Source organism: Delftia sp. WSY_12 (genome assembly GCF_043104645.1).
Taxonomy (GTDB): Bacteria; Pseudomonadota; Gammaproteobacteria; order Burkholderiales; family Burkholderiaceae_C; genus Comamonas; species Comamonas tsuruhatensis.
Genome location: NZ_JBICKW010000055.1, coordinates 1 through 10,926 on the forward strand (window position 1 = coordinate 1; position 10,926 = coordinate 10,926).

Below are 10,926 nucleotides of genomic sequence, written 5' to 3' on the forward strand. Positions count from 1 at the left end.
TGAGCTCCTGCAGCAGGTGCCAGCCATGGCCCAGCAGGCCGCAGGCCGCGCCGTGCTCGGGGTTGACGTAGCTGCTGTACTGGCGCTGCCAGGCCACGGGCAGCGCAGCCGATGGCAGGGCGAAGTCCAGGTCTTGTGCGCCCAGCAGGACCTTGGCGCCGAGCTGGGGGTTGACGGGGGAGCTGACGGTGATGCCACCTGGGCAGACGGAGCAGGCCAGGCCCCCCTGGCTGCCGATGAGCACGGTGCGCGAGCCGGTGACGATCTTGCCCTTGACGACGCTGTCGGTGATGCGGGCTGCGGGTTGGCCACTCATGCGGACTTCTCCTGAGTGGACTTGATGGCGCAGTCGCTTCGTATCGCTGTATCCAGAGCGGCAATTGCTTCACATTGCCTCATCCCAGGCAAATGGAGACAGTGGCGGATTCCCTGATGGCCAGGCATTTCATGAGAATGCAGTGGCTCGCCCCATGGCGTGCGGATGTCAAATGGTCGTGTCATTGTGTCAACCGCCCTGCGGACGGCTCCCCTCTCTCGATGAGCGCGAATCATAGACAGGCCAATGGCAATGGCGCAATTGATTTATGCGTCAGACTTTTCCTATAAATGTAAGCAGATTAATTATCTTGGATACATCAGCAATTGAATGAAGCCTCACCCATGGACGGCCATATCGATAATTCCCACATGCCATTGGTGCAATGGGCATGAGGCGCCTGCTGATCCGCATCAAGGCGCGTCAATAAAAAAGCCCCTGCCTCGAAAGGCAGGGGCTGTCAGGAGCCCGTGGACGCCATGCGTAGCATCGACGGGCCGGCTAGCAACGGGTTGGCGTCAGCCGGCAGTGGCCTGCGGCGAGGGCTTGGGCTGCAGGCGCTTGAGCACGCGCGGCACGATGAGCACGCAGGCCACGATGATGATCAGCGTCAGCGACATGGGGCGCTGCAGGAAGATCCACCAGCTGCCTTCGCCGATGGACACGGCGTTGCGCATCTGCGCCTCGGCCAGGGGGCCCAGGATCATGCCCACCACCACGGGCGCGGTGGGGAAGTCGAAGCGGCGCATGATCACGCCCAGTACGCCGATGCCGTACAGCAGGAACAGGTCGAACGCGCTCTGGCGCATGCCGTAGGCACCCACGGTGGCGAAGATCAGGATGCCGGCGTACAGCTGGGGACGCGGGATCTTGAGCAGCTTGACCCACAGGCCCACCATGGGCAGGTTGAGCACCAGCAGCATCAGGTTGCCGATGTACAGCGAGGCGATCAGCGCCCAGACCAGGGCCGCGGACGAGCTGAACAGCTGCGGGCCGGGGTTGATGCCGTAGTTCTGGAAGGCGCCCAGCAGCACGGCCGTGGTGTTGCTGGTGGGAATGCCCAGGGTCAGCAGCGGGATCAGCGCGGCGGTCACGGTGGCGTTGTTGGCGGCCTCTGGGCCGGCCACGCCTTCGATGGCGCCCTTGGTGCCGAACTCCGCACGGTCCTCGCCCTTGGCCAGCTTCTTCTCGGTGGCATAGCTCAGGAAGGTCGGAATCTCGGTGCCGCCGGCGGGAATGCAGCCGAAGGGCGTGCCGATGACGGTGCCGCGCAGCCACGCGGGCCACGAACGCTTCCAGTCACGGCCGGTCATGTGCACGCGGCCCATCTTGTTTTGCGTATCGACGACCTTGCCTTCGTACATGGCGGCGTACAGCACTTCGGCCACGGCGAACAGGCCCACGGCCACGAGCACGATGTCCACGCCGTCCAGCAGTTCCATCTTGCCCATGGTGTAGCGCGCAGCGCCCGAGATCTGGTCCATGCCGATGCAGCCCAGCGCCAGCCCCAGGAACAGGGCCGTCATGCCGCGCAATGCGCTCTGGCCCAGCACGGCGCTCACGGTGGTGAAGGCCAGCACCATCAGCATGAAGTACTCGGGCGGGCCCAGCTTGACGGCGAAGTCGGCCACCGAAGGCGCGAACAGCGTGACGACCACGGTGGCCACGGTGCCGGCCACGAAGGAGCCGATGGCGGAGGTGGCCAGCGCGGCGCCCGCGCGGCCGCTCTTGGCCATCTTGTTGCCCTCCATGGCCGTGACCATGCTCGCGGTCTCCCCGGGAGTGTTCAGCAGGATGGAGGTGGTGGAGCCGCCGTACATGGCGCCGTAGTAGATGCCCGCGAAGAAGATCATCGAGGCGGTGACATCGACCTTGGCGGTGATGGGCAGCAGCATGGCCACGGCCACGGCCGGTCCGATGCCGGGCAGCACGCCCACGGCCGTGCCCAGGGCGCAGCCGACCAGGGCCCACAGCAGGTTGGCCGGAGTGATGGCGGTGGCAAAGCCCGCCAGCAGTGCGTCAAAGATTTCCATTACAGCCACCCCGTCTCAGTCAGGCCCGGCAGGTTGATCGCCAGGAATTGCGTGAAGGCCCAGAACACGGGCGCCGAGATCAGCAGCCCGGTGACCACGTCCTTGGCCCAGGTGATGGGCTTGCCCGCCTGGGCCTGGCCGCCGGCACGGCGCAGGCCCTGCACGGCCAGCACGTAGCAGACGGTGCAGCTGACGATGAAGCCTACCGTGCCGATCAGCACGGCATTGACCAGCAGGCCCGTCGACACCCAGACGAAGGCGCCGATGTCGGCTCGTGGGTGGCCGCCCCCGCAAGAGGCTTCGCGAAAGCCGCCCGTGCGTGCCTCCCAGACCAGCCAGGCGCCGCAGACTGCGAGCACCAAGGCACACAGCCAGGGCAGGAAATTGGGGCCGACGCCGCCGTAGCCGGCATCGCCAGGGATTTGCAGCGCGCCGAAGGCCAGGCCTGCAGCGACAAGCAGCACGCCGGAGCCGACGATGGTCTGCGCGCGTACCGAGGGAAAGCCGCTGGGCTCATCGGCCTGGGCGGCATCCGTGGCAAGTGGATTGGGTTGTGAGGACTCGGACATGGTCAGTTCCTGGCCGCAGCGGGACCGGCGACCGGGCCGGCCACCGCTGCAGACGTGGGGAAAAAATTAAGCCGCCGGGGCCTGCGAGCCGCTGGCGCGGCGCGCGGGCATCTTCCGCTTCTTGAAGCAGGCGCTGCGACTGGCGCCTGCCGTGGCCCGCAGGAGTGCGGGCCTGTTGCTGCACCGACCCCGCAAGAGGCCGGTGCAGCAGCTCGATCACACCATGCCGGACTTGACCATGGTGGCGCGCAGGCTCGCGAACTCCTGGTCCACGAACTCGCCGAAGGCATCGCCGGCCAGCCATGCAGGCGTCCAGTCGTTCTTCTGCAGCGCCTCGGCCCAGGCCTTGCTCTTGGTGGCCTTCTCGATCATGGCGACCAGCGCATCGCGCTGTGCCTTGGTGATGCCGGGCGCGCCGTACACGCCGCGCCAGTTGCCGATCTCCACGTTGATGCCCTGCTCCTTGAGCGTGGGCACGTCCACGCCCTTCAGGCGCTGGCCCGAGGTCACGCCGATGGGCTTCATCTTGCCGGTGCCGATGTACTCGGCGAACTCGCTGTAGCCGCTGCCGCCCACGGTGACGTTGCCGCCCAGGATGGCGGAGATGGCCTCGCCGCCTCCACGGAATGCCACGTAGTTGATCTTGGAGGGATCGACGCCGACTTCACGCGCAATCATGGCCGCCGCAATGTGCTCGGTGGAGCCGCGCGAGCCGCCGCCCCACTTGACGGAGCCCGGGTCCTTCTTGAGCTGGGCGATCACCTCGGCCATGTTCTTGAAGGGCGAGTTGGCGGGCAGCACGAAGACGTTGTACTCGCTGGTCAGGCGGGCCAGCGGCGTGGCCTGCGTGAGGTTCACGGGCGGCTTGCCCGTGATGATGCCGCCCAGCATGACGGCGCCCATGACCATCATGGCGTTGGGATCGCCCTTGCTGCCGTTGACAAACTGCGCAAGGCCGATGGCGCCGGCGGCGCCACCCTTGTTGTCATAGGTGACGGAAGCAGCCTGACCAGCGTCCTGCAAAGCCTTGCCCAGGGCACGGCCCGTGGTGTCCCAGCCGCCGCCGGGGTTGGCCGGCAGCATCATCTTGACGGCTGCCGCAGCCTGCGCAGACAGCGGCAGGCTGCCTGCGGCGGCCAGTGCGGCCAGCGACTTCAGAAAAGTATCACGACGCATGGTTTGACTCCTTGTGTTGTAAGGCTGTCGATGATCGGTTCGCTACCTGTCAAATGGCTGTCCAAACCCCTAGGGGAATCCCTAGATCGCTCTCGCCACGATGGCCTGCATCGCGCCCGGTGCTAACGTCCGGCCCATGCAATTGCTGCTCGTAGAAGATGACAACGCCATGCGCACCACGCTGCAGCGCACGCTGATCAGGCGCGGCATCCAGGTGGAGACGGCGGCCGACGGGCCCTCGGCCCTGGCGCAGTGGCTGGTGCGCGAGCCCGACGCCGTGGTGCTGGATTTGAGCCTGCCCGGCCTGGACGGCCTGCAGGTGCTGGAGAGGGCGCGCGGCCAGGGCCTGCGCACGCCCGTGCTCATCCTGACCGCGCGCGGCACCGTGGGCGACCGCGTGCTGGGCCTGAACGCCGGTGCCGACGACTACCTGGCCAAGCCCTTCGACCTCGACGAGCTGGAGGCCCGGCTGCGCGCCCTGCTGCGCCGCAGCAGCGACAGCTTCACGCCCAAGCCGCCGCCCGAGACCATCGCCATGGGTGCGCTGCGCTACGACAAGGCCAGCGGCGCCATCCACCGCGATGGCGAGATCATGGAGCTGACGCCGCGCGAGCTGGCCCTGATGCACGCCCTGCTGGCACGCCCCGGCCATGCCGTGGCCAAGGAGCGCCTGTTCGCGCTGGTGTTTCCCGGCGAGTCGGACGTGCAGTACGAAGCCGTGGAAGTCGTCGCCTACCGGTTGCGCAAGAAGCTGTCGGGCACAGGCGTGCAGTTGGTCACGCTGCGCGGCCTGGGCTATCTGCTCAAGGCCGAGTCGGCCTGAGGCACTCCACCACTCACCGCAGCCCATGCGCGACCCCGGTCTTCCCCTTCCCGCCCCCGCGCGCACGCGCCAGCCCTGGTCGCTGCGCCGCCAGCTGCTGACGGGCATTCTCGTGCCCGTCATTCTGTTCATTGGCTTCAATACCTGGAGCCTGTACCACCAGACGCTGGCTGCGCTGAACACCGCCTATGACCGCACGCTGCTGGCCTCGGCCAAGAGCATCAGCGAGCAGCTGGATGTGACGGGCTATGACGAGTCCGCCCAGCTGCATGCCATCGTTCCCTACTCGGCGCTGGAGATCTTCGAGGCCGACAACCAGAGCCGCATGTTCTACCGCGTCTCCACGCTGGAGGGGGAAATGGTGTCGGGCTTTGGCGAGCTGCCCATGTGGCATGGCGTCATTCCCCAGCGCCCGCCCTACGCGGCCCTGGTCGACTTCTACGACGCACAGTTCCGGGGCCGGCCCGTGCGCATGGCCGTGCTGCTGCAGCCCGTGGCCAGCGCCAAGGGGCGCGGCATGGCCGTGATCCAGGTGGCCGAGACGCTGGAGCTGCGTGAAGCGCTGGCCCTGCAGATCCTGCGCACCACGCTGGCGCGGCAGGCCCTGCTGGTGGCCGCCGTGGCGCTGATCGTGATCTTCGTCGTCCAGCGCGCCACACAGCCCGTGCGCCGGCTCAGCAGCGACCTGCGATCGCGCCCGCGCGGCGACCTGAGCCCGCTGTCGGCACCCTCAGCACCGCGCGAGTTGCAGCCGCTGCTGGAGGCCATCAACCAGCTCATGCTGCGGCTGCGCCAGCTGCTGTCGGACCAGAAGCGCTTTGTGCGCGACGCGTCGCACCAGCTGCGCACGCCGCTGGCCGTGCTCAAGGCACAGTTGCAGTCGGCCCAGCGCGGTGATGTGCCGGCCGAGCAGGCCTTTGAGGAAATCGGCGCCACCGTGGACCGCGCCACGCGCCTGGCCAACCAGATGCTGGCGCTGGCCAAGGTCGAGCAGCTGCGCCAGGAAGACAGCGCCGAGCCCGCATCGCCCGCGCCCAGCCTGCTGGACGAAGTGGTGCGCGACGTGGCCATCGAACTGTCGCCGCTGATTGCGGAGCAGGACATCGACTTTTCCATAGACACGGAGCCCTGCCCCGTTCCTGCCCACGAATGGATGCTGCGCGAGCTCACGCGCAACCTGCTGCACAACGCCATACGCCACATGCCTGCGGCCGGCAGCCTGCACATCAGCGTGCACCAGGCCGGCAGCCAGGCCGTGCTCAGCCTGCGCGACAGCGGGCCGGGCATAGACAGCGAGCTGGCGCAGAGGCTGTTCCAGCCATTTTCGGCCGGCAATGCGCGCAGCGGCTCGGGCCTGGGGCTGGCCATCTGCCACGAGATCGTGCAGACGCTGGGCGGCGCCATCGAGCTGCGCAACATCTACCGGCAAGGCCTGGTCTGCGGACTGCATGCGCACGTGGCGATTCCGCTGCAGCCGACCACTGGCAGGCACCCCGCGCCGCGCGCACAATAACGCCATGACCGATATCGAATCCATGCGTCTGGACAAATGGCTGTGGTGCGCGCGCTTCTACAAGACGCGCAGCCTGGCGACGGAGGAAATCGGCAAGGGCCGCGTCACCGTCAACGGAGCCCTGGTCAAGCCCGCGCGCGAGGTGCGCTGCGGCGACACCGTGGCACTGCGCCAGGGCCAGGTCCCGCGCACCGTGGTCATCCGCGGCCTCTCAGGCATGCGGGGCCCCGCCCCCGTGGCCCAGGCCCTGTACGAGGAAACCGCCGAAAGCCTGGCCGAGCGCGAACGGCTTGCAGAGCAGCGCCGCCTGGCTCCGGAGCCCGCCAGCAGCATCGCCAGCCAGCACGAAGGCCGCCCCACCAAGCGCGACCGCCGCCAGATCGACCAGGTGCGCGAGCGCGGCAGCTGGGACAGCCGCTGGAGCGCCTCCATCGACGATCTGGACCGGCGCTGAATCGCACGGCCCTGCCCGCCTCTTCCAGCAAAAAAGGCCATGTGCAACAACTGCGCATGGCCTTTTTGCATGGATTTGCGGGAAGCAGGCCCTGCGGCGTTCAGACCACCTGGTCCCTGGCCGGGGCGTCGTCATCCTGCGCGCGCGGCAGGATGAGGTTCATCACCATGGCGGCCATGGCGCCCACGGTCACGGCCGAGCCCAGCAGGTACTGCAGCATGTCCGGCAGGCTCTGCACCCAGTCCTTGGGGGCCAGGGTGGCAAAGAAGGAGCAGATGATGGGCACGCCCACCACCAGCATGGCACGCTCGTCCAGGCGCACATGGCGCAGGATGCGGATGCCCGCCATGGCAATGGTCACGCAGACCACGGCGAACATGCCGCCGATCACGGGCGAGGGAATGGCCGCGATCAGTGCGGAGAACTTGCCCAGGAAGCCCAGGCAGGCCAGCACCAGGCCGGCTGCAATGAAAACCATGCGGCTGGCCACGCCGGTGATGGAGATCACGCCGGCGTTGGTGGAGTAGCCGGTGACCGGCGTGGCACCTATCAGGGCGGCCACGCTGCAGCTCAGGCCTTCGCCCACGGCGCCACGGTCCAGCTGGCGGCTGGTGATGGGCTGGTTGATCACGGCCGAGACCGCGAACCACGTGCCCGTGGTCTCCGCCATGACCACGAGGTAGATCACGACGAAGGTGAGCACGGCGGGCAGCGAGAACTGCAGCGGATAGTCGATGCCCGCCAGCTTGGGCAGCGTGAGCCAGGGCGCATCGGCAATGGGCTGCCAGGCAAACAGCCCCATGCCCCAGGCGACGGCCGTGCCGCCAGCCAGCGCGATGATCACCGACGACAGGCGCATCCAGCGGCCCAGCCGGTTGTCGAAGCGCAGGCCCAGCATCATGGCCGCAATCAGCAGCGCCGCCGATACCGAAGCCAGCGCAATGGACTGGTTGACCGTCATGCCGCCGTGGACCGCGAACACGTTGGCGCTCAGCGCAATCGGCAGCAGCGACAGCCCCACCACGAGGATGATGGTGCCGCCGACGATGGGAGGCACCAGCCAGCGGATCACGCGGTGGAACCAGCCCAGCGCACCCAGCGCGATGACGATGAGCGCGCCCGGAATCAGCGCGCCATAGACCGCTCCCATGCCGCCGAAGCCGCCGCCCGCGCCAAAGGCCACGGCCAGGATGGCACCCAGGGGAATGTAGGAAGGCCCTTGTGCCACGGGCATGCGCATGCACCAGGCCGTCTGGATCAGCGTGCCCAGTCCCGCTGCGAGGAAGGTGGACTGGATCATGGACGCCGCGTCGGCCTGCGACAGCGCCAGGGCCGAGGCAATGATGAAGGGCACGACATACACGTCCATGGCCATCACATGCTGCAGGCCCAGCAACAGGGCCTGGGAGAGCGTGACGCGGTCGTCAGGGCGGGCGATCAGGCGCCCTTCGTAGGAGGAGGTCGGTTCGGTCATGGAGCGGAAAACGCGGGAAACAGCCAGTGCGCAAACGCAGCCGGTCTTCAGGCGGGGCTGGCCGCCTGGCGCCGGTGCACGCACGCGCCCTGCACCCAGGTGCAGGCCACATTGGCACGCGTGGCATGGTGGATGATCTTCTGCAGGATGTCGGCCGGGCCGTCCTGCTCGGGCCAGATCTGCACATTGGAGTCCGGCGCCAGGCAGTCGACGGCCAGGGCATCCATGGCATGGCCGGGCTCGATGCGGCCAATGGGAAGGTCCAGCGCATCGCCACCCGCCGCCGTGGCCAGCCACAGTGCAAAGACGTGGTCGATGCGGGCCTGCACGCCCTGCCCCGCCCTGCCGCGCCGGGCGGCCGTCTGCGCCGGATCCACGCCTTCGTGCAAGGCCAGCGAGGCTGTCATGGCATGTCGGCAGGCGTCGAACATGCTGGGGCTGTAGCCCCCCGAAATGTCCGTGGCCAGTCCCATGCCCAGGCCCTGCTCGCGGCCGCTGCGCGCGGGGAAAACGCTGTTGGCGAAATAGAAGTTGGATAGCGGGCAATGCGCCACCGAGGCGCCCGTGCGCGCCATCAGCGCCACGTCATCGGCCGTGAGGAAGTTGGCATGGGCCACGACCGTGCGGCGCGTGAGCAGGCCGAAATCATGCAGCGCATGCGCATCGGTGCGGCCCTGGCGTTCCAGCACATGGGCGTGGGCCCAGTCGCTTTCGGAGCAATGCGTCTGCACATGGGCGCCGGTGCGCCGAGCCAGGTCACCCAGGCCGCGCAGCAGCTCGTCGGTGCACGAAGGAATGAAACGCGGCGTGATCGCCGGCAGCACGCGCTGCTGCGCGTTGTCCGGATGCTGGCGCAGCCAGTCGATGAAGCGCGCTGTCTCGGCAATGCCTTCGGCGGCACTGGCGTCCTTGTAGAACGAAGGGCATTGCGACGGCTCGTCCATGGCCACCTTGCCGATCAGGGCGCGCTGGCCCAGGGCCAGGCAGCGTTCGGCCAGCACTTGGTTGCCCACGGCGTGGATGGTGCCGAAGTACATGGCCGTCGTCGTGCCATTGGCCAGCAGCGTACGCACCACGCTGTCGTACACCGAAGTGGCAAAGCCGGCATCGCCGTAGCGCGCTTCCAGGGGAAAGGTGTACTCCTGCAGCCAGGTTTCCAGCGGCACATCCAGGGCCTTGCCGCTTTGCGGCCATTGCGGGGCATGCACATGCAGGTCCACCATGCCGGGCAAAAGGTACTGGCCCTCGGGCAGGCGCTGCAGCGTGCCTGCGGCCGCATGCGCGGCCTCCAGAGCGGCGCGGCGGGGATCACCGCGCTCCAGCACGGCATCGACCATGCCGCGGCCATCCACGACGATCAGCACGTCCTGCCGGATGCGCAGCGCGTGCGGCGTGGGGGCATCGAAGGCCGTGCACAGCAGGGCCCAGCCTGGGCGCGGCTCAGAGGAATTCATCATGGGAAACGACAAGAGAGCTTCACTTGGCCTTGAGCTTGGCCAGGTCCTCGACCGACAGCCAGCGCCACTGGCCCGGCTGCAGGTCCTCGGTGAGCTCCAGCTCGCCAATCTTCCAGCGGTGCAGGCCTTCAACGCGGTTGCCAACGGCGGCGATCATGCGCTTGACCTGGTGGTACTTGCCCTCGGTCAGCGTGAGGTCCAGCACATGCTCGCTCACCTGCTCGCAGGCAGCCGCCTTGACGGGCTTGGGGTCGTCATCGAGCACCACGCCCTCCAGCAGGCGCTGCACCTGCCGCGCATCCACGGCATGCTTGGTGGTCACACGGTAGACCTTGGGCACGTGCTTCTTGGGCGAACTCATGCGGTGGATGAACTGGCCATCATCGCTGAGCAGCAGCAGGCCCGTCGTGTCCTGGTCCAGCCGGCCCACGGCCTGCACGCCCTGCACGGCACCCTTGTTCGGGCGCTGGCGCAGCGGCATGGGCAAAAGCGAGTAAATGCTCGGATAGGTTGAAGGCTTTTGCGAGCACTCCGTGCCCGCCGGCTTGTGCAGCAGCACATAGCCCAGCGCGTGATAGGCCCACTCCACGCCCTGTACGCGATAGCGCAGGCCTTCAGGATCGATGTCCTGCGTGGAGTCGAGGCAACGCACCCAGTCGTTGGCCTCGGTGTCCCACAGTTCCACCCAGCCCTGCTGGACCAGGCCCGAGCACACGCGGCGGATACCGAAGCCTTGGGAATACAGAATGTCTTGCAGTTGCATGTTGGTCTTTCAAGCCGGCGCACCCACCATGGCGCACGCACATCGCGCAGGGCCGGAACAGGTATTCTGCGCAAACAAGCAAAAAACCCCGTAGCTTTGGGCTACGGGGTTTCTTGGGCTATAAGAGCCTGACGATGACCTACTTTCACACGGGAACCCGCACTATCATCGGCGCAAAGTCGTTTCACTGTCCTGTTCGGGATGGGAAGGAGTGGTACCAACTTGCTATGGTCATCAGGCATAACTTGTTGTCATGCTGCTCTTGTGAGCAACACAACGAATTCATAGAGTCTGTAATCAGCTTTGTATTTTGACTGCGCCTTACTTGGCATAACCACCTTGATGATC

Annotated in this window: 10 protein-coding genes and 1 rRNA gene; 3 read left to right on the forward strand and 8 right to left on the reverse strand. The window is 67.1% G+C overall.

The genetic code is table 11. The annotated features are described in order from the left end of the window. From ACF8LI_RS24570 to ACF8LI_RS24585, 4 genes are all read right to left on the reverse strand, one after another. A partial coding sequence (locus tag ACF8LI_RS24570) for a DUF6531 domain-containing protein (RefSeq protein ID WP_392414443.1) occupies positions 1-316 on the reverse strand: 316 nt, incomplete at its 3' end. 518 nt (positions 317-834) lie between these two features. Further along, the gene (locus ACF8LI_RS24575) at positions 835-2,349 is read right to left on the reverse strand and encodes a tripartite tricarboxylate transporter permease (RefSeq protein WP_016449639.1); all 1,515 of its coding nucleotides are present in this window, start codon (positions 2,347-2,349) and stop codon (positions 835-837) included. Further along, positions 2,349-2,918, reverse strand: coding sequence for a tripartite tricarboxylate transporter TctB family protein (locus ACF8LI_RS24580; RefSeq protein WP_016454030.1), 570 nt, complete (start codon positions 2,916-2,918; stop codon positions 2,349-2,351). The genes ACF8LI_RS24575 and ACF8LI_RS24580 overlap by 1 nt, the downstream gene beginning before the upstream one ends. A gap of 216 nt (positions 2,919-3,134) precedes the next feature. Continuing rightward, positions 3,135-4,094, reverse strand: coding sequence for a tripartite tricarboxylate transporter substrate binding protein (locus ACF8LI_RS24585; RefSeq protein ID WP_016449641.1), 960 nt, complete (start codon positions 4,092-4,094; stop codon positions 3,135-3,137). Between the two features lie 100 nt (positions 4,095-4,194). Between ACF8LI_RS24585 and ACF8LI_RS24590 the strand changes: the two genes are divergently transcribed. The 3 genes from ACF8LI_RS24590 to ACF8LI_RS24600 are packed head-to-tail and all read left to right on the forward strand — an operon-like array spanning position 4,195 to position 6,884. Further along, a complete protein-coding gene (locus tag ACF8LI_RS24590) occupies positions 4,195-4,917 on the forward strand; it encodes a response regulator transcription factor (protein WP_016449642.1) in 723 nt (240 codons plus the stop codon). A 25-nt stretch (positions 4,918-4,942) separates the two neighbouring features. Then, on the forward strand, positions 4,943-6,430 hold the full coding sequence (locus ACF8LI_RS24595; RefSeq protein WP_016449643.1) for a sensor histidine kinase: 1,488 nt from the start codon (positions 4,943-4,945) through the stop codon (positions 6,428-6,430). A gap of 4 nt (positions 6,431-6,434) precedes the next feature. Next, positions 6,435-6,884, forward strand: coding sequence for an RNA-binding S4 domain-containing protein (locus ACF8LI_RS24600; protein WP_016449644.1), 450 nt, complete (start codon positions 6,435-6,437; stop codon positions 6,882-6,884). A gap of 100 nt (positions 6,885-6,984) precedes the next feature. On the opposite strand, the gene ACF8LI_RS24605 is transcribed toward ACF8LI_RS24600, so the two are convergent. The 4 genes from ACF8LI_RS24605 to rrf all read right to left on the reverse strand — a co-directional run bounded on the left by ACF8LI_RS24605 (position 6,985) and on the right by rrf (position 10,817). Next, complete coding sequence (locus ACF8LI_RS24605) at positions 6,985-8,358, reverse strand: uracil-xanthine permease family protein (protein ID WP_392414444.1); 1,374 nt, start codon at positions 8,356-8,358, stop codon at positions 6,985-6,987. Positions 8,359-8,405: 47 nt separating this feature from the next. Next, positions 8,406-9,815, reverse strand: coding sequence for a guanine deaminase (gene guaD / locus ACF8LI_RS24610; RefSeq protein ID WP_392414445.1), 1,410 nt, complete (start codon positions 9,813-9,815; stop codon positions 8,406-8,408). Positions 9,816-9,834: 19 nt separating this feature from the next. Next, entirely contained in the window at positions 9,835-10,578 is a 744-nt protein-coding gene (locus ACF8LI_RS24615; protein ID WP_016454025.1) for a 16S rRNA pseudouridine(516) synthase, read from the reverse strand. A gap of 126 nt (positions 10,579-10,704) precedes the next feature. Continuing rightward, a 5S ribosomal RNA gene (rrf, locus tag ACF8LI_RS24620) occupies positions 10,705-10,817 on the reverse strand. Positions 10,818-10,926: the final 109 nt, after the last annotated feature.